Origin of the sequence: Halapricum desulfuricans (assembly GCF_017094465.1) — an archaeon.
Lineage (GTDB): Archaea > Halobacteriota > Halobacteria > Halobacteriales > Haloarculaceae > Halapricum.
Map to the genome: position 1 here is coordinate 1,244,071 of NZ_CP064791.1, position 16,620 is coordinate 1,260,690.

The 16,620-nt window shown below is 64.3% G+C and carries 18 protein-coding genes; 6 read left to right on the forward strand and 12 right to left on the reverse strand.

The window, feature by feature from the left end; translation table 11 throughout:
- Nucleotides 1-4 precede the first annotated feature (4 nt).
- The 8 genes from HSEST_RS06330 to HSEST_RS06365 all read right to left on the reverse strand — a co-directional run bounded on the left by HSEST_RS06330 (nucleotide 5) and on the right by HSEST_RS06365 (nucleotide 8,861).
- Nucleotides 5-598 (reverse strand): gluconate 2-dehydrogenase subunit 3 family protein, encoded by a 594-nt coding sequence (locus HSEST_RS06330; protein WP_229122848.1) that lies wholly within the window; start codon nucleotides 596-598, stop codon nucleotides 5-7.
- Nucleotides 595-2,658 (reverse strand): ArnT family glycosyltransferase, encoded by a 2,064-nt coding sequence (locus tag HSEST_RS06335; RefSeq protein ID WP_229122849.1) that lies wholly within the window; start codon nucleotides 2,656-2,658, stop codon nucleotides 595-597. Before HSEST_RS06335 ends, HSEST_RS06330 begins: the two co-directional genes overlap by 4 nt.
- Nucleotides 2,658-3,776 (reverse strand): ABC transporter ATP-binding protein, encoded by a 1,119-nt coding sequence (locus HSEST_RS06340; protein ID WP_229122850.1) that lies wholly within the window; start codon nucleotides 3,774-3,776, stop codon nucleotides 2,658-2,660. The genes HSEST_RS06335 and HSEST_RS06340 overlap by 1 nt, the downstream gene beginning before the upstream one ends.
- Nucleotides 3,763-5,397, reverse strand: coding sequence for an ABC transporter permease (locus HSEST_RS06345; protein ID WP_229122851.1), 1,635 nt, complete (start codon nucleotides 5,395-5,397; stop codon nucleotides 3,763-3,765). Before HSEST_RS06345 ends, HSEST_RS06340 begins: the two co-directional genes overlap by 14 nt.
- Nucleotides 5,398-5,405: 8 nt before the next feature.
- Nucleotides 5,406-6,629: an extracellular solute-binding protein gene (locus HSEST_RS06350; protein ID WP_229122852.1), complete on the reverse strand. Its 1,224-nt coding sequence runs from the start codon at nucleotides 6,627-6,629 to the stop codon at nucleotides 5,406-5,408.
- A gap of 46 nt (nucleotides 6,630-6,675) precedes the next feature.
- On the reverse strand, nucleotides 6,676-7,839 hold the full coding sequence (locus tag HSEST_RS06355; protein WP_229122853.1) for an alpha-1 4-glucan-protein synthase: 1,164 nt from the start codon (nucleotides 7,837-7,839) through the stop codon (nucleotides 6,676-6,678).
- A 74-nt stretch (nucleotides 7,840-7,913) separates the two neighbouring features.
- Nucleotides 7,914-8,327 (reverse strand): hypothetical protein, encoded by a 414-nt coding sequence (locus HSEST_RS06360; protein WP_229122854.1) that lies wholly within the window; start codon nucleotides 8,325-8,327, stop codon nucleotides 7,914-7,916.
- A gap of 9 nt (nucleotides 8,328-8,336) precedes the next feature.
- Nucleotides 8,337-8,861 (reverse strand): DUF7547 family protein, encoded by a 525-nt coding sequence (locus HSEST_RS06365; RefSeq protein WP_229122855.1) that lies wholly within the window; start codon nucleotides 8,859-8,861, stop codon nucleotides 8,337-8,339.
- A gap of 93 nt (nucleotides 8,862-8,954) precedes the next feature.
- Here HSEST_RS06365 and HSEST_RS06370 point away from each other — a divergent pair, with 93 nt between their 5' ends.
- Complete coding sequence (locus tag HSEST_RS06370; RefSeq protein ID WP_229122856.1) at nucleotides 8,955-9,104, forward strand: hypothetical protein; 150 nt, start codon at nucleotides 8,955-8,957, stop codon at nucleotides 9,102-9,104.
- Nucleotides 9,105-9,126: 22 nt separating this feature from the next.
- Here the strand turns inward: HSEST_RS06370 and dpsA are convergent, their stop codons facing one another.
- Nucleotides 9,127-9,663, reverse strand: a complete 537-nt coding sequence (gene dpsA / locus HSEST_RS06375) for a DNA starvation/stationary phase protection protein DpsA (protein ID WP_229122857.1) — start codon at nucleotides 9,661-9,663, stop codon at nucleotides 9,127-9,129.
- Nucleotides 9,664-9,862: 199 nt separating this feature from the next.
- Nucleotides 9,863-10,915 carry a tyrosine--tRNA ligase gene (locus HSEST_RS06380; protein WP_229122858.1) on the reverse strand — a complete coding sequence of 351 codons (1,053 nt, stop codon included), beginning with the start codon at nucleotides 10,913-10,915 and terminating at the stop codon, nucleotides 9,863-9,865.
- A gap of 175 nt (nucleotides 10,916-11,090) precedes the next feature.
- Between HSEST_RS06380 and HSEST_RS06385 the strand changes: the two genes are divergently transcribed.
- From HSEST_RS06385 to HSEST_RS06405, 5 genes are all read left to right on the forward strand, one after another.
- On the forward strand, nucleotides 11,091-11,219 hold the full coding sequence (locus tag HSEST_RS06385) for an AbrB/MazE/SpoVT family DNA-binding domain-containing protein (protein ID WP_229122859.1): 129 nt from the start codon (nucleotides 11,091-11,093) through the stop codon (nucleotides 11,217-11,219).
- A gap of 5 nt (nucleotides 11,220-11,224) precedes the next feature.
- Nucleotides 11,225-12,517 (forward strand): RNA-guided endonuclease InsQ/TnpB family protein, encoded by a 1,293-nt coding sequence (locus HSEST_RS06390; protein ID WP_229122860.1) that lies wholly within the window; start codon nucleotides 11,225-11,227, stop codon nucleotides 12,515-12,517.
- A complete protein-coding gene (locus HSEST_RS06395; RefSeq protein WP_229122861.1) occupies nucleotides 12,514-12,819 on the forward strand; it encodes a cytochrome P450 in 306 nt (101 codons plus the stop codon). The genes HSEST_RS06390 and HSEST_RS06395 overlap by 4 nt, the downstream gene beginning before the upstream one ends.
- Before the next feature lie 79 nt (nucleotides 12,820-12,898).
- Complete coding sequence (locus HSEST_RS06400) at nucleotides 12,899-13,912, forward strand: sugar phosphate nucleotidyltransferase (protein ID WP_229122862.1); 1,014 nt, start codon at nucleotides 12,899-12,901, stop codon at nucleotides 13,910-13,912.
- A gap of 6 nt (nucleotides 13,913-13,918) precedes the next feature.
- On the forward strand, nucleotides 13,919-14,299 hold the full coding sequence (locus HSEST_RS06405) for a DUF7510 family protein (RefSeq protein WP_229122863.1): 381 nt from the start codon (nucleotides 13,919-13,921) through the stop codon (nucleotides 14,297-14,299).
- A 36-nt stretch (nucleotides 14,300-14,335) separates the two neighbouring features.
- Here the strand turns inward: HSEST_RS06405 and HSEST_RS06410 are convergent, their stop codons facing one another.
- The gene (locus tag HSEST_RS06410; protein ID WP_229122864.1) at nucleotides 14,336-15,391 is read right to left on the reverse strand and encodes a glycosyltransferase family 4 protein; all 1,056 of its coding nucleotides are present in this window, start codon (nucleotides 15,389-15,391) and stop codon (nucleotides 14,336-14,338) included.
- 121 nt (nucleotides 15,392-15,512) lie between these two features.
- The gene (locus HSEST_RS06415; RefSeq protein ID WP_229122865.1) at nucleotides 15,513-16,574 is read right to left on the reverse strand and encodes a phosphotransacetylase family protein; all 1,062 of its coding nucleotides are present in this window, start codon (nucleotides 16,572-16,574) and stop codon (nucleotides 15,513-15,515) included.
- Nucleotides 16,575-16,620: the final 46 nt, after the last annotated feature.

Here is a 16,620-nt window from a genome sequence, read left to right on the forward strand (position 1 = left end):
GCGCTCATCGCGGGCCGCGCTGGTAGCTGTCGAGACCCCCAGGGTGGCCTGGTGGGTTCTCGAGGCCGACGAGTTCGCCACCGGCCGGCGACGAATAGAAGGCAAAGAGCAGTTCGTTGAGCAGGTAATACCGGACCTGTTCGCGCTCTGACCCTTCCGGGTCCGGAGCACTGTCGGCCAGTCCGTAGTCGTCGAAGACGGTCTGTCGGGTCGATCGGTCGAGCGCGGCGAACGGCCGGTCGTGCCAGTAACGGGCGTATTCGTCGATATTTCCGGCCGCCCGCTGCACGCCGTCGAGGTACGTCTGCCGATCCTGCACGCGACCCACGACGTAGGTCTCGACGAACGACTCGACGCCCGACACGGACGCCGGATACAGGGCTTCCGCTGCGGCAACGACCGTCTCCCGCCAGGTGGGGTCGTCGTCGGACCCGCGTCGGGGCGGCTCATCATCGAGTTCGTCCCATACCAGTGCGCCGAGCCCGCCGGCTCCGACGCCGGCCGCTCCGAGCGCGATCACCGCGTCCCGTCGCGTGAGGGTAGGGTTTCCGGTGTCGTCTTCCGCACTGTTCGCCTGCTCGTCCGTCTCGTTCCTCATTGCTTGGTCACCTCGAGAGTCGTATGCAGAGACTGCCCCGGGCGCGTCTCGCCGGGCACGTACGCGGCGGCACCGTCACAGCGGTGGGCCAGCTCACACAACTGGAGACGCGGGGAAATCGCCCGCACGTCGCCGTCGCTCGCTTCGACCGGCATCGAGAGCGCGTAGCTGAACCCGGCCCCGGTCCCGTAGTCGACGAACAGTTCGAGTTCGAGCGTCTCCCGGCCGTCGACGGTGACTTCCAGCGGCTCCGAAACATCGGGCCCCTCGAGCGTGGCGACACTCTCCGAGAGGTCGACAGTGACGTTCGTCGACGCTCCGTCTGCCGGGACCGCGGTTCGGGCGTGGTCGTCGCTGCCTGCAAGCCGGATCGAGACGCTCTCGGCGTACTGGGGGAGCCCTGCACTGGCGGTGAGTGTCACCGCCTCGCCCTCGACCGCCCGAATCGGACGGAGCCGCGGCTCGACCGGCTCGCCAGCGGTCGGCGGCCACGGGTTCCGGAAGCTGTACCGGTAGAGCTGCCGGTCCTCGAACGAATCGACCACTTCGAACGGCCGCTCTTCGAGAGCGTACACCGCCGGGCCGTCGTAGCCGGGATCGTTGCGGAGCGGCTGGAAAGGGTGGTTCAACCACGGGCCGTAGGGCTGTGGTAGCAAGACCAGCGCGTCCTCGAAGGAGTGGTTCTCGAAGGGCCCGTAGGCGGCTTCGTAGTGGTCAGTTATCGCCTGATTCCGGTCGATCGGATCGGCCGCGGTCGTGACCGCTACGCCACCACCGACCGCGGCAACGACAGCAGCCAGCGCCATCGATACCGCAAGCGCCTGTCGGGGTTCGAACTGCCGGTTTAGCGCTGTCCACGTCCGCTGGCTGGCGGTCCGGATCGCCAGCGCCGCCAGCAGCGACAGCGGAACGAGCAGATCGAGGTGATAGTACGGTCCCAGGTATGCGATCAGTCCGTCGCCGGACTCGGCGATGTCGCCCAGGATATTCAGCGTGCCCCAGAAGTACGCCTCGCCGACGGGCACGGAGACGGCGAGCCCGGTGACTGCGAGCCGCCGGGGCGTTCGGTTCCGGAGTACCACCGCGAGGCCGACGACCGCCGTGAGGACGCCGAGCAGGCCGGCCGGAGCCCAGTCTCTCGCGAACGTCTCCAGCGCGCGGGCGTTCGACCGCGCGGCGAGTTCGGGGGTGTATGCTATTTCCCGGCCGAGCAACTCGCGCGTGCCGAAGCCGACGCCGTCTCGCGGAGCGAACGCGTGATAGGGAAACTCCAGTGCGGAGCCAGTGACGGCGGCGTTGTATCCCAGCGCAGCGGCGACGCCGACCAGCCCGACGGCCGCGACGGTCCCCTGACGGACCCACACGCCGCGCTCGCGGGTTCGCAGTGTCCACAGCGCGTGGAGGATGAACGGGACGGCAAACAGGACAGCTGTGTAGGGTCGGGCGAAAAACGCGAGCCCGATCGCACCGCCGGCGACGGCCGCCAGTCGGCGGCTCCCCATTCGATCGGCCCGGAGATACGCCAGTGCGAACGCCAGGTTCAACAGCGTCGTCGGCGCGTACGGCAGAAAGGTTGCCGCGTTGATCAGAAACAGCGGCGACCCGAGCACGACGAGACCCGCGAGCAAGCCGGTCGGGCGATCGAACAGTTCCGCGCCCAGCCCAGCCATGAGGGCGACGATCCCCGCGCCGACGACCGCGAGCGTCATTCGCGGCACGCCGAGTGCGAGCCCCGGGGCGTACATCGCCGGGACCACCGGCGAGTACTTCGAGTACATCCCTCCGGGGCTCTCGACGAAGAACCACGGCCGGAACGCCTCCGGGACGGGTGGCCGGAGAAAGAGCTGTCCGTCGAGCAACATTCGGGCCTGCTGGAGGTAGACGCCCTCGTCGTGATTGAGCGAGTGATAAGGGAAGACGCGCGTGGCGATCAGAAAGACGACTGCCCCGGCGAGCAGCGCCAGCAGCCCGACTGCGACGCGCCAGCGCGTCTCCGGGTTACGCACTCGCTTCCGGAGGGACGCGGGCAGGCGCCGCATGAGGGCGTCCGGACCCGACATCACTCCCCGGGATACCAGGCCAGCGAGTGGTCGGCTTCGAGTTCGACACAGACCCGGGTTCCGTGGTCGAACTCGGTCGCGTGGTTGTGCTGGCAGTGAACCACGTCGCCGGCGTCGAGTTCGACCCGGTAGACGAACGATGGGCCGGTGTACTGGCGGTGAACGACCTCGCCGTCGGTGCTTGCTCCGGGACAGGGGATCGCCCGGAGGTCGTCCGGGCGGACCAGCACCTCGATCTCGGCGCCGCGATACTCTTCGATCGAACCGTCGAGTTGCCGATCGTCGAGCAGTCCCAGTGACGTGTCGACGCCGCCCTCGACGACAGTCCCGGTGAGGAAACTCGCCTGGCCGAGGAAGCTCGCGACGAACCGCGATTCGGGATGGCCGAACACGTCCTCCGGGCGGCCGATCTGTTCGAGGCGCCCGTCGTTCATGATCGCGACGCGGTCGGAGATCGACAGCGCCTCTTCCTGGTCGTGGGTGACCGACACCGCCGTCACGCCCGCGGCCTTGAGGATCCGGCGGACCTCCTCGCGCATCTCCTCGCGCAGCCGCACGTCGAGATTCGAGAACGGCTCGTCAAGCAACAGCACGTCCGGTTCCGGGGCGAGCGATCGGGCGAGCGCGACCCGCTGGCGCTCCCCGCCCGAGAGGCTCTCCGGACTCCGGTCGGCGTAGCCCTCGAGGTCGACGAGTTCGAGCAGCTCTTCGACGCGCTCGTCGGCCCCGTCTTCGAGCCCGAAGGCGACGTTCTCGCCGACGGTCAGATGCGGGAACAGGGCGTACTCCTGAAAGACCAGGCCGACGTCTCGCTGTTCGGGCGGCGTCGCGTCGCGAGCCCCGGCCACGCGTTCGTCGCCGATCGTGATCGTCCCCTCGGAAGGAGTCTCGAGCCCGGCGATCATCCGCAGCGTCGTCGTCTTGCCACAGCCGCTGGGTCCGAGCAGCGTCACAAGCTCACCTTCCCGAACGTCCAGCGAGACGCCGTCGACGGCCCGCTCGTCGCCGAAGCGTTTGGTCACGTCCGCCAGCGACAGGATCGGCTCGCCGAAGGAGTCGGTCTCGGGGGTCGGTTCGATGGACTGTTCGACCGTCGTAGTGAGATCATTCCTTGACATCGTATCGCTCCCGTCCGAGTATCACGAGCATCGACAGCGCCGAGATCCCGATCAACACCAGCGCCGGGACGGCGGCCTGCCCGTAGACCGCTGCTTCCTGGACCTGCCAGATGTAGGTTACGAGCGTCTCGAAACCGAACGGCCGCAACAGAAGCGTCGCGGCCAGCTCCTTCATACTGGTGAGAAAGACCAGCGCGGCCCCGGCGACGATCCCGGGCATCACCAGCGGCAACACGATCTTCCGAAACGCCGCAAGCGGGGGCTTCCCGAGCGTCCGCGCGGCCTCCAGCAGTTGCGGGTCGACCTGCAGGATCGACGACCGGGTCGTTCCGACGGCCTGGGGGAGGAACCGAACGACGTAGGCGAACACCAGCACCGCGATCGAACCGTAGAGGAACGGCGTCACGTTCAGCGCCACGGACAACAGTCCGAACCCGACGATGACGCCCGGAACGGCGTAGCCGACGTAACTCGCCCGCTCGGGCAGCGACGCGAGTCGCCCCTCCCCGCGTGCCGAGAGATACGCGAGCGGTAGCGCCGCGAGGACGGACACGCCCGCCGCCAGCCCCGAAACCAACACCGAGTTCCAGGCGAATTCCCACTGGAAATCGACCGCCGCGCCGGCCAGCTCCGGCGTCGATCGCCCGAGCCACGTCAGCAAGATTGCCGGCGGCAGCGCGAGCGCCAGCGCCGCGATGGCGAGCGGGAACAGCGTCGCCATCCAGCGCCATCGGCCGAGCCGGACGACGCCCGGTCGATCCGTGCCGCGGTTGACGTATGCGGACGTCTCGCCGCCGCGCTCGATTCGCGATTCGGCCAGCAGGATGACGACCGTCAGTCCGACCAGCAGGATCGAGAAGATCGACGCGATATCGACCTGTCGGGCGGTCGTGCGCACGTAGATGATCCGGGTGAACACGTCGAACTGCATGATTGCCGGCGTCCCGAAATCCGAGAGCGTGTACAGCGCGACCAGCAGTGCCCCCGCGGCGATACCGGGCTTCAGCTGCGGCAGTGTGACCCGTCGGAACGCCGCCAGACGCGTGTGATTGAGCGTCCGGGCGGCCTCGACGCTGCGACCGTCGATCGACAGCAGCGACGCACGCGTCGTGAGAAACACGTAGGGATAGGTGAACAGCGTCAGCACGATCACCGAGCCGCCGAGCCCGTAGATCGACGGAATCTGTTCGATCCCGAGCGGCGCGAGTACGGTAGCGAGTTCGCCCCGCGGGCCGAACGCCGAGACGAACGCGAAGGCACCGATGTAACTCGGGACGACCAGCGGCAGCGCAGCGAGCACGGTAAACAGCCGCCGGAATGGCATATCGGTCTGGGCAGTCAGCACGGCCAGCGGGACGCCGATCAGGATCGACAACGCCGTGACCGCGACGACGAGCACGACAGTATTGAGGAGGATATCGAATGTCGTCTGTCGCAGCAGGATCTCCAGGAACCGATCGATAGGCACCGATCGAGCGCTGTTGAGCACCCACAAAAGCGGTGTCAGAACTGCGACCGCGACCGAACCTGCGAGCAGCGCCAGCACGAGCGTCTGGACGTCGCTCGGCGAGCGGCGCTTGAACCGCCGGGAGACGGCGTCGATCCGGTCGCTGACTGACATCGTGCGCGTTACAGCACCCCTGCCTCGGTCAATAGATCCGTCGTCGGTCCGGTGTTCGACAGCTCTGTCAGGTCGATATCGGGCGTCTCCAGCTCGTCGATCGTCGGCAGGTCACCCACCGGCTGCACGCCGGGGAGCATCGGGTAGGCGTAGGTCCGGGTGGCGAAGAACTCCTGGGCCTCCGCCGAGAGGAGGTGCCGGACGAACACGTCGGCGAGCCCGGCGTTCTCGTCGCGATCGAGCAGCGCGGCCCCGGAGACGTTGACCAGCGACCCGGCGTCGCCGCGGGTGAAGTGGAGATCCAGCGGTCGGTCGGGCGAGCCGTTGAGCACCCGCATCGCGTAGTAGTGGTTGGCGAACCCAGCGTCGAGTTCGCCGGTCGAGACCGCATCCGAGATCAAAAACTCGTTGTCGTACGATTGGATCCCCGCCGCCTGCATGTCCTCGAGCCACTGCAGGGTCGCGTCTTCGCCTTCCAGCAGTCGCATCGCGGTGACAAAGTCCTGGAACGCGCCGTAGGTCGGCGCCCAACCCATCGCATTCTGGAGCGGGTCGGCATTGGGGATGTCCATCACACTGTCGGGGAGGTCGCTCTCATCGAGCTGGTCAGTGTTGTACGGAATCGCACGGGCACGACCGGCGATGCCGACCCAGTTGTTGTCCGGTTCGACGAACGCCCCGGGGACGGGCTCGACAGTTTCGGCAGTCAGTGGTCGGGTCGCCCCCTCCTCGACGACGGCCCCGAGCGACCCCGCGCCGATCGAGATGAACACGTCCGCCTGGAGTTGTCCCGTCTGGGCCTCCTCGGCGATCTGGGCGGCGAGTTCGCTCGAAGGCTTCGGCTGTGCTGTATAGGAGAAGTCGGGATAGACAGCTTCGAGTACGTCGAACAGATCGCGGTACAGCCCGCCCTCGCCGCCGCCGAGATAGATCGCAAGCTCACCCGAGAGGTTCGGCAGATCCTCCATCGAACGCCCGCCCGGAGCGGGCCGTCCTTCGAGGATCGCACCGGACCCCTGAAACTCCGAGATAGCCATCGCTTCCATCGCCGCGTCTGCCGCGTCGTAGTCGGGCGGCCCGTAGTCGCCGTCGTCACCGCCACCGAACAGCCCGGTACAGCCCGCGAGCGCGCCAGTCGCGGCCACACCGCCTGCCGCGAGAAATCGCCGGCGAGAGGGACGATGGCGTTCGCTCGTGGATCCGTCATCGCGCGTGTCGTCGTCAGTTGTCATCATTGCTTTTAGGCTGGCCTAAAGGATATAAGCCTGGCGGTTCGGTTCAGTCGTCGGCCGCCGACCTGGCGGACCGAGTGGTTCGAACGCCGTCGGCATCGATCGCAGCGAGGCAGTCGAGCCAGTCGTGCATGTGCTCGCCGACGTAGGCGAAGAACTCGCCGTTCTCGTAGTCGGACACGTCGGCAGCGAGCAACTCGTCGGCCATGCGCTCGAACGCGTCGGCGAACCCCGCTGCTTCGGGGACGCGATCGGCCAGTTCCCAGACGTGTTCGTTCAGTTCGAGCCCGGCCACCTCGTTGGCCAGGTCGCCGAACGTCGAACGCGGGGCCTTGTTGTGCTCACACAGCGGTGCTCCGTTGTAGATCTGCTTGCCCAGCAGGTCCGCGGCCCGCTTGAGGAAGACGCCGCTCCAGATGTCGTCGAACCGGCCGACGTCCCAGGGGTTGTCGTCCATCGGCAACTGATAGAACGCCGGGACGATCTCTCGCCTGAACGCGAGGTTCATCGAGCAGACAGTCAGGTACTGACCGGGTGCGGCCACGAAATCCTCACCGTAGTCGTCCGCGTCGAGTCGGGTCTGAGCCTGCCCGTCGAGGTCGCCGTCCATCAGGATTCGGACGGCGTCGAGGTCGGGGACGTTCGTCCACAGCCCCTGGGAAGCAACGACCTCAGAGACGGTCGTCGTCTCCGTCCGGACGGTCTCGTCCATTGCACTGTAGGGGTAGCCACGTGGGTACAGGTCCGTGTCCGTCTCGTGGAGGACGTTCACCCACTGCTCGTCGGACTCGACCGATTCGATCGACCCCTGATAGTGGAGGTTGTCCATATGTGTGCCGAAGAAGTCACTATCCTCGTGTGGCAGCGTGTCGTCGTCGATGAACACGCCGTACTCGAACTCGCCCGCCCAGAGATACAGCAGGCCGAAACTCGTCTGGGCGTGGCTGGCTTCGGGGATCAGATGGCTGTATTCCTCGATCCCCTGCTCGGCGAACCACGCCTCGCGGGCGCTCCCGTCGAAGATGTCCCCCGAGACGTCAATTTCTTCGAGCATCGACTCCATACTGCCGGTGTCACAGAAATCCTCCGTGACGAGCACGAAATGCAACCGGTCGGTATCGAACCCGTGGCGGCGAGCGTTCGCCACGTACTCGCGCACACACTCGTGCTCTCTGATCGTCGGTACGATCACGCAAATATCGGCGGTCATTGATTACTCACCCTTCTTTAGGCCAGCCTAAAGAGTGTGTCGTTCCGGTGCCTGTGGTCGGTGAGAGATGCTGCCTACGGATACCGACTGCCGACAACTGCGAAGGACGCCGCACCGAGACAGATGAACGCGACAACGAGCAGGCTGTAAGCTGACTTGCCGGTCGGATCCGAGAGCGACTGCCCGAGTGAACCGAGGCCGACAATAAGCAGTCCACCGACGAGAGCGGCGTCGGCGTAGCCGTTCCAGACGTCTTCGAGGGTGGTCTCGACGCGCCCCAGCCACCACTCGTCAGTGGGCCGGAACAGCGACTCCAGGCCCCCGGCGCCGACCACGGCGAGAACTGCAATGACGCCGATGCCAGCGAGCGACACGAGCAACCACGGCGGACCGATTCGCGTCCTGGCGAGCACGAAGAGGAGGACGAATGCGACGACTGCGGCCCCGCTGAGAAGTCCAACGAGCACGCTACGGACGGTCTCGGTCATACTCGGTCCCTACTCTTCGTCGTCGTTCTCGACCTGGTCTTTGATGGAGCGGAGTTCGGACTCGACATCGACGGACGGACCAGTCTCAACCGTCTCCTCCTCGTCGAGTCGATCTTCAATATCAGCCTGGAGTCGCTGGGCGTCTTCGAGCAGGTCGCGTGCCTCACTGTCCGGGGGCTGTCCGTCGAGCGCGGACTGGACGTCTTCGAGAGCACCCTCCAGACGTGTCAGTGCCCTCGACCCGGCCCGCTCGGCCCGCCGGGAGACTGACTCCTCGCCAGCGTCGGTGTCGCGATCGTCGGCCAGCCGGAGCGTGCGCTGGAAGAGTTCCAGCGCGCGGACGTTCGTTTCGAGAAGCAGTATCGCTCCCGGGATCGCGACTTCGCTGGTGAACTGCCTGAGATCCTCGGATCCCGGCGGTCGCGGGGCCAGCGGGAACCGACGCTCGCGTTTGAGCTGCTCGCGTAACTGGGCGACCGTTCGAGTGAGCTCCGCGAGTTGCTGTTCGACGTCCGGGGGTTCGTCCTCGGCCATACCGACCCGTTCGTCCGCCACCGCCCTAAAACCGACGCGGCGCGTCGGGAACATCCGAACGCTTTTATCTTTAGGCCCGCCTAATCCAGTGCGATGGCAGATACCCAAACTCCCGACAATGCGGACGACGAGCGGCCGTCGGTGTCGGCTCACTCACCCACCGAAGAGCGGACGGTCTTCACGGAGGACGGGAACGCCGACGCCTGGATCGCGACGGACACGACCGTCGAGCCACCGCGGTAGTCCTAAACTGTTGTCTCCCGCGTTACTCGCTGACGACTAGCGTATCGTCTTCGAGGTAGTGATCGATGTGGTGAGCGTCCTCCTCGACTTCGATGAGGAGTTGCCGGAGGATCTCGGCGGTCGCGTGATCGCCGAGGTTCGTGGCGAGATCGACGTGATCCCGGAGGCTCTCGATGATATCGCCGTAGATCTCCAGGTCGTTCTCCAGGGACGTGCGCACGTCGTAGACGTCGTCACCCTCGGGGTCGACCGGCGCGTGCGCTTCGAGGTTCTTTCCGCCCGCGACCGGAGCGCCGCCGATCGCCTGTAGCCGTTCGGCGAGTTCGTCGGCGGCCTCTTCGGCGCGTCCGGCGGCCTCTCCGAGGAACTCGTGTACGTCCCGGAACTCCGCGCCCTCGACGTTCCAGTGGTGCTTTTTGAGCTGGTGGTACAGGACGTACGTCGAAGCGAGATCCGTATTCAGCGCTTCGACGATCTGTTCGGCCTTTCCCTGTTCCAGACGGAGGCGGTTCTCATCGACGGTCCCTGCCTGTTGGCGGACTTCTTCTTGGGTGCTCATTGCGTTCGATCGTATGGACGGAACCCCCTTATAGGTTTCTGATTTAGAAACGAGTTTTCGCAAAACGGAAATTGAAATTCCAAATGGCGGAAACACTTGCGTCAGTCTATGACACTCGCGACGAACGGCTGACGGTCGAAACAGAGTGAAAAACAGTCACCTGATCGCAATTGCGATCCTGGGTGGCGGGAAAATGCGGCTACTCGTCGGCTGTCGAACCGTACCGCTCGGGATACGCCTCGGCAAGCAGTTCCGGCTGGTCGTTCAGCCGCGTCCGGATCGGATCGATCACGTCGGAGATGTACTCACCGGCGGCGTTTTTGAGGTCTTGCGGGTGCAGTTCCTCTTCGAGGAAGTCGGCTTCGAGGTCCTCGTAGCTGTCATAGACCAGGTCACCGCCGTATTTGTCGGGGCGTTCGACCACGAACGACTCACCGCGCTGGCCGAGAATCGGGAAGACGAGATGCTGGACGTACTCCAGGACCCCGTTGTCCTCGACCTCGCCCATCGGACAGTAGGCGCCGTCCAGTTTCTCGGCGACGTCCTCGGGAGAGTCGTTCAGATTGACTTTCGAAGCCGCGTCGGAGGCACTCATCTTCCCGCCCGACAGGCCCGATAGCAGCGGCGCGAACAGACAGATCGGCGCGTCGCCACCGTGATCGGGCAGAATCTCCCGGGAGAGCATGTAGATGCCACGCTGGTCGACCCCGCCGTACGCGATGTCGGCGTCCAGCGCATCCACGTCCAGCGTCTGCATCAGCGGGTACAGCAGGCCGCCGAGCTTCGGCGAGTCGGACTCGCGGACGACTTCGCTGGCGGCGCGCTTGGCACGGGAAATCGTCGTCTCGGCGGCCATCCGGAGCAACTCCAGGGAGTACTCCTCGTCGAGTTCGAACTCGCGACCGCGGACGAACTCGATCCGGTCGGGATCGGCTCCGGCGGCGTCGATCATCGCCCGGATAGTTTCCTCGTAGTAGGTCGAACGGGCCGCAAGCAGATCGAAGGGGCTCTTCTCGTCGTCGAGATGCGCGTGCAGGTCGGCGATCAGGACGGTCACGTCCAGTCCGGCCTCGACGAAGTCGGCGAGTTTGCGCATCGTCGTGAAGTGGCCGATGTGCATCTCGCCGGTCGGAGCGTAGCCGATGTACGCTCGCGGCTGATCGCGTTCCTCGAACAGCGCCTGTAGTTCCTCCTCAGTGACGACCTCCTGAGTGTGGCGGGTCGTCAGTTCCAGTTGCTCGTCGACGTCCATACCCAACGTTGCCCTGTCGCCCGGTAAAACGGTTGTTATCGGGATCCGAAATCTGGAACAGGTATTTGCTGATCCGACTGCAACGTGGAGCGTGCACAGGCGGAACAAGGCGACTACCCCGGGGTTGAAGCCGATCACACACAACGTTAATACAATTGAGTGCGAATAATTCGCAATGAGTCCGATGGAATGCTACCCGACACTCAGAGAACGCGGGCAAGTCACGATACCAGAAGAGGTCCGAAAGGGACTTAATCTGGAAGAAGGCGACCAGTTGAAACTTACCGTCGAAAAGATCGATTAACAACAATGAAACACACGCTTCGCTTCCGTGCGTACCTGCCCGACGACGTGGCCAGCGAAGCGTGGCGTCATATCGATATTCTCAGACAGATTCGCAATCACGCTGTCCGAGACTACTATAACTCGGACTACAACGACCGGCCATCCGATTACGACCAACACAGCAAACTCAAAGAGTGGACAGACCAGTGGCCGACCTTTGCCGAACCCTCTCAACACGCCGCACAACAAGCCATCAGCCGGATTCACAGCGATTTGGAAACGCTTCAAGAACGCCGAAACGAAGGCTACGATGTTGGGCGGTTGCGGTGGCAGGGTGCAGGCGAATTTCGGTCGGTGTCGTACAATCAGTCCAGTCGCTTCAACGTGGATCACAACACGGGCGACGACCGGTTCGTGCGACTCCGACTCGAAAAGATTGGCTGGTTCAAAATTCGATCAGAACGTGACGTGCCACCAGCAGAGGACATTGACGAGGTTATCCTGAAAAAAGAGACAACGGGTGAGTGGTACGTCTCACTGGTGACTACCATAGAAGACACACCAGAGAAACCGCCACTCAGTGAGATTGAACTAGAAGACTGTGTGGGTGTTGACCTTGGCATCACCAGCTACATCCACACATCCGAAAACCTGTCTGTGGATACGCTTGACCTGTCGGATGAGTACGACTGCTATGCACGCGAGCAGCGAAAACTCGACCGGAAAGAACACGGCTCTGCCAACTGGGAGAGGCAACGCCGGAAAGTAGCCCAAGCGAAACGAAAAATCAAGCGGAGGGTGCGAGACTACCAGCACAAGCTCACGACGTGGTTGGTCACAGAGTATGACGTCGTGGCCGTCGAAGACTTGAACGTGAAGCCAATGCTGGAAACCACCCAGAACGGCAAAAACAAGCAAGATGCCGCGTGGTCACGATTTATCGAGCTTCTGGAGTACAAGGCTGACCTACACGGAACGCACGTCGAAAAGGTGAAGCCAGAAGGAACGACGAAAGAGTGCGCTGTGTGTGGGGTCGAGACAAATAAGCCGATTTGGGTGCGGGAGCACTCCTGTCCTGCGTGTGGGCATACAGACGACCGCGACCTCAACGCAGCGAAGAATATTCTCAGCCGAGGACTCAAGCAGTTAGGGGCGGGACGCTCCGAATCAACGCCTGTGCAGACTGCGCTCCCTACGTTCACACCTCAGCGAGAGGTTGTGGATGCAAAGCGCGTCGTTGAAGCAGGAAGCCCCGGGGTCGTACGGAAGACATCGTCTTCCGTGATGACGAGAGACGGAGCCTCTCGAACCACTTGACCCCGGGGTGGGTTCACGTCTGCGAGAGCGACTGGGAGCTGATCGAGGAGCTCGTGCTGGACGTGGGAGTTCTGCCGCTCTCGCGGTGTAACGCCGCACGGGCGAGCTTCGACCTTCGGGCTGACTTCGAGGCGCTGTTGAACGATGTCCGAGACGAGCCCGACCAGCAGCCGCTGGAGGCGGAGATGCTATCGGCTGCCGAGGACGCGATTCGGGCGTACAAGCGCGGCGAAAACGTCGGTACTCAGCGACTCGTCCAGGCCCGGATCGTCAAGTGGGCGCTTGCGGAACTCGACGACTAGGGACGTGCATCGGCTGCTCAGTCCTATCAGACACATTACTATTGGAAAAAAGCTTGTAGGTTGCCACCGAAAGGCATGTATGGACGCAATTGTCCTCGCTGGCGGGTTCGCGACCAGGCTCTGGCCGATCACGCGCAACCGTCCGAAGATGTTTCTCCCGATTGGGGAAACGACGGTCATCGATCGGATATTCAGGGAACTCGAAGACGACGACCGCATCGATGACGTGTACGTCTCGACGAACGAGGAGTTCGCGGACGTCTTCAGGAAGCACCTGGAGGAGTCGCCCTTCGAGAAGCCGCGGTTGTCGGTCGAAGAGGCCCGCGAGGAAGACGAGAAGTTCGGCGTCGTCGGCGCGCTCGGCGAGCTGGTCGAGCGTGAGGGAATCGACAGCGATACGCTCGTGATCGCGGGCGACAACCTCATCAGCTTCTCGCTGTCGGAGTTCATCGACACGTTCGAGGACAACGACGCGACGACGATCGCCGCCTACGACGTCGGGAACCTCGAGCGGGCGACCCAGTACGGCGTGATCGACGTCGAGGACGACCGCGTCGTCGCCTTCGAGGAAAAGCCCGACGACCCGCCGAGCACGCTCGTCTCGATCGCCTGCTACGCGTTCCCTGCGAACGCGATCGGGCTGTTCGAGACGTACCTCTCGGGGGAGAACAACCCCGACGAACCCGGCTGGTTCATCCAGTGGCTGCTCGAACGCAGCCCCGTCTACGCTTACACCTTCGAGGACGCGTGGTTCGATATCGGGACGCCCGACGCGTATCTCGACACCGTCGAGTGGTACCTCGACGGCGGAACGCTCGTCCACCCATCGGCGACCGTCGAGAACAGCGATCTGGGGCAGAACGTCCACGTCATGGAGGGTGCGGAGGTGATCGACGCCTCGCTCGAACGGGCGGTCGTCTTCCCGAACGCGCGGATCAAGGACTGTCGGATCTACTCATCGATCATCGACGAGAACACCGAACTGGAGGAAGTCAACCTCTCGGAGGCACAGATCGGCGCACATACCTCGCTCGCACAGCAGCAGTCGCCGCCGGCCGAGTGGATCTGGGAACAGAACCGGGATTCGGAGTGACGACCGATGAGCGAGTCCGATTCCACCGACGACGATCCGCGGATGGCCTTCGACGTTGAGGTGAGGGCCGACCGAACGATCCTGACGATCGAGGCAGTGCGCGACGCGGCCGTCATCGTCCGCTCCGAAGCGGGCGAGCGGATCTATCTCCCGCCCGAGGAGTTCGACACGGAGTCGAAGACGACCAGCCCCTACAGTACGAGCCCGTACAGTGCAACGTCAGAGACCGAAGACGACGCGGACGCAGACGACGATATGCCGTCACCGTACAGCAAGACCACGGACGACGCGCCCGCCGACGGTCCGGAATACGGCCGAACCCGCACGCCCCAGGGCATCCGGATCGTCCATCCTGATCCGGTGACGGACGTTCGCATCGTTCGGTAACGAGTGGGACCGCCCAGTGACGGCTGGCTGACTCCGCTACGCCTCCTCGAGAATCTCCCGGTAGAACGCCTCGTGGTCGTCGGCGACGTCGCCCCAGGTTCGCGTCTCGTACTCGATCGGGCCATCCATCGCGAGTCCGCGCTGGATCCCGCCCGCGACCGCTCGCGAGTCGGGCGTCACCTGGACAAGCACGTCATCAGGGAGGATCTCGGCGGCCCCGCAGTCGGTCGTGACGACCCGGGTGTCGACTGAGAGGGCCTCGACGATCGTGATTCCGAACGGCTCCGCCAGCGACGGCGAGACGAACAGGTCCGCACTGGCGTAGTAGTCGGCCAGTTCCTCCTCCGGGACGTACCCGACGAACTGGACCTGGTCTTCGATGTCCAGCGCGTCGGCGAAGCGTTTGAGCTGATCGGTCAAGTGCCCGGTCCCACCGACGACGAGCGTGATGTCCTCGCGACTGAGACGCTCGACTGCGGCCAGTAGATACGACAGCCCCTTCTGGTGGGTGTGTCGCCCGACGAAAAACAGCATCTCCCCGTCGATGCCCAGTTCGGCCTTGACGTCTCGGCCGGTCGGCGTCACCGACGGGAAGCCGTTGTGGATGACGTGTGCGTCCCCGCCGTGGTGCTCGGCGATCCGCTCGCGGGTGACGTTGCTCACAGTGAGTAGGTGATCGGCCTCGTCGACGATCCGTTGTTCGGCCTCGAGTTCCTGCGGTGGCGGGTCGAGGTTGCGCTCGATCGACAGCGAGTGAAACGTCGTTACCCAGGGGATGTCGTGTGCCTGCTGGGCGCTCGCGCCGGGTCGGTAGCCGAACCAGTCGTTCGTGTGGACGATGTCCGCGTCGCTCGCCAGCCGGACGAACTCTTCTTCCATCTGGTGGACCCGAGTGATGAGATCACCGGAGCCGGTCTCGATGCCGTGGACGTTCTCCCGATCGCCGGGGTCGAACTCCGCGGGCAACGCGATCTGCATATCGACGGTCTCGCGGCCCTCGAAGACCTCAAATAACTCGGCGATTGCGGTGTCCAGCCCGCCGGTAATCTTCGGGGGGAATCCCCAGCCCAGGTGTAGCACTGTCGGGGCCATACGTCGTCACCGCCTCACCACTGAGGATGTGATGTGCATACGTGTCAAGATGTGTGGGGCCCGGTTAAGACTAGCGGCGCAAAACAGGCAATACGAAATCGAGATCCCGGTACCTCTCGCCCTATTCGCCGATCAGGAGATCGACGTCAGCGTGATCTTCGAGCAGTTTTTCCATGCGATCGACCGTTTCCGGGTTCCGAGTCGGGCCGCTCTGGAGGACGTCTTCGGCACGGTCGATCGCCATGCGAGTATCGGACTGCAACAGCAACACGGGGACGCCGCGCTTCTCGGCCTCGCCGAGAACGGCACCGGTCGGGCGGAAGCCGCCCCCGAGGATGATGCACTTGATGCCGGACGCCTGCAGCGCCGCGGTGACGATCTCCGAGCGGTCGCCGCCGGTGATCATCGCGGCGTTCTGGGTGCGCCGGAACTGCGTGAGCGCGCCCTCGGCGGACATCGCGCCGACGGAGAACCGCTCGATGAACACGTCCGTCGAGACGTCGGTCGTCAGCACTTCCGCGCCGAGGCGCTCGGCGAGTTCGCCGACGGTCATCCCGGCCAGTTCCTTGACGCGAGGCATGACGCCCAACACGTCGATCCCGCGGCTCTCCAGGAACGGGACCACGTCGGTCGTCAACTGGTCGAGTTCGCTGTCCGGCACGGCGTTGAACAGCACGCCGGCGAAGTTGTCACCGATCTGCTCGGCCGCGGCGATAATCTCGTCGACATCGTCGGCCTCGTCGTAGCGGGACAGCAACACGACGTTCGCGCCGATCATCTCTGCGATCTCGGGATCGGTGAGATCGACGATCCCACCGGTCGAGAGGCGATCGGTCCCCTCGACGACCATCAGGTCGCGATCCTCGGCCAGTTTCTCGTAGTTCTCGAGGACGCGCTCGCGAAGCTCCTCGGGCTGCTCTCGCCCGCGGATGGCCTCCTCGATGAACGTCGGCGTGTAGACGATCGGTTCGAGTTCGTGCATCTCGGCATCGAGGTCCAGCAACTCGCGCGCGAGCATCGGGTCCTCGTCGCGGGTCTTGCCGGTCGCGCTCTGCAGGCGCGTGCCTTTGGGCTTCATGTAACCGACGCTGTGGCCCGCTGCCTTGGCTAGCTGGGCGATTCCGAGGCTGACGGCCGTCTTGCCGGTCGCCGCTTCCGTGGAGGTGACAACTATTGGGTCCATAATGTAATCCGTGTGTGTGAATCGTTATAGTTCTTCGTCTATCTGT

What these genes read in the sequence shown, in the direction of transcription:
- HSEST_RS06330 (WP_229122848.1), bottom strand. Translation starts at nt 598, where the DNA reads ATGAGGAACGAGACGGACGAGCAGGCGAACAGTGCGGAAGACGACACC.
- HSEST_RS06365 (WP_229122855.1), bottom strand. Translation starts at nt 8,861, where the DNA reads ATGGCCGAGGACGAACCCCCGGACGTCGAACAGCAACTCGCGGAGCTC.
- HSEST_RS06390 (WP_229122860.1), top strand. Translation starts at nt 11,225, where the DNA reads ATGAAACACACGCTTCGCTTCCGTGCGTACCTGCCCGACGACGTGGCC.
- HSEST_RS06410 (WP_229122864.1), bottom strand. Translation starts at nt 15,391, where the DNA reads ATGGCCCCGACAGTGCTACACCTGGGCTGGGGATTCCCCCCGAAGATT.
- HSEST_RS06405 (WP_229122863.1), top strand. Translation starts at nt 13,919, where the DNA reads ATGAGCGAGTCCGATTCCACCGACGACGATCCGCGGATGGCCTTCGAC.
- HSEST_RS06345 (WP_229122851.1), bottom strand. Translation starts at nt 5,397, where the DNA reads ATGTCAGTCAGCGACCGGATCGACGCCGTCTCCCGGCGGTTCAAGCGC.
- HSEST_RS06400 (WP_229122862.1), top strand. Translation starts at nt 12,899, where the DNA reads ATGGACGCAATTGTCCTCGCTGGCGGGTTCGCGACCAGGCTCTGGCCG.
- dpsA (WP_229122857.1), bottom strand. Translation starts at nt 9,663, where the DNA reads ATGAGCACCCAAGAAGAAGTCCGCCAACAGGCAGGGACCGTCGATGAG.
- HSEST_RS06385 (WP_229122859.1), top strand. Translation starts at nt 11,091, where the DNA reads ATGAGTCCGATGGAATGCTACCCGACACTCAGAGAACGCGGGCAAGTC.
- HSEST_RS06335 (WP_229122849.1), bottom strand. Translation starts at nt 2,658, where the DNA reads ATGTCGGGTCCGGACGCCCTCATGCGGCGCCTGCCCGCGTCCCTCCGG.
- HSEST_RS06350 (WP_229122852.1), bottom strand. Translation starts at nt 6,629, where the DNA reads ATGACAACTGACGACGACACGCGCGATGACGGATCCACGAGCGAACGC.
- HSEST_RS06355 (WP_229122853.1), bottom strand. Translation starts at nt 7,839, where the DNA reads ATGACCGCCGATATTTGCGTGATCGTACCGACGATCAGAGAGCACGAG.
- HSEST_RS06360 (WP_229122854.1), bottom strand. Translation starts at nt 8,327, where the DNA reads ATGACCGAGACCGTCCGTAGCGTGCTCGTTGGACTTCTCAGCGGGGCC.
- HSEST_RS06370 (WP_229122856.1), top strand. Translation starts at nt 8,955, where the DNA reads ATGGCAGATACCCAAACTCCCGACAATGCGGACGACGAGCGGCCGTCG.
- HSEST_RS06380 (WP_229122858.1), bottom strand. Translation starts at nt 10,915, where the DNA reads ATGGACGTCGACGAGCAACTGGAACTGACGACCCGCCACACTCAGGAG.
- HSEST_RS06340 (WP_229122850.1), bottom strand. Translation starts at nt 3,776, where the DNA reads ATGTCAAGGAATGATCTCACTACGACGGTCGAACAGTCCATCGAACCG.
- HSEST_RS06415 (WP_229122865.1), bottom strand. Translation starts at nt 16,574, where the DNA reads ATGGACCCAATAGTTGTCACCTCCACGGAAGCGGCGACCGGCAAGACG.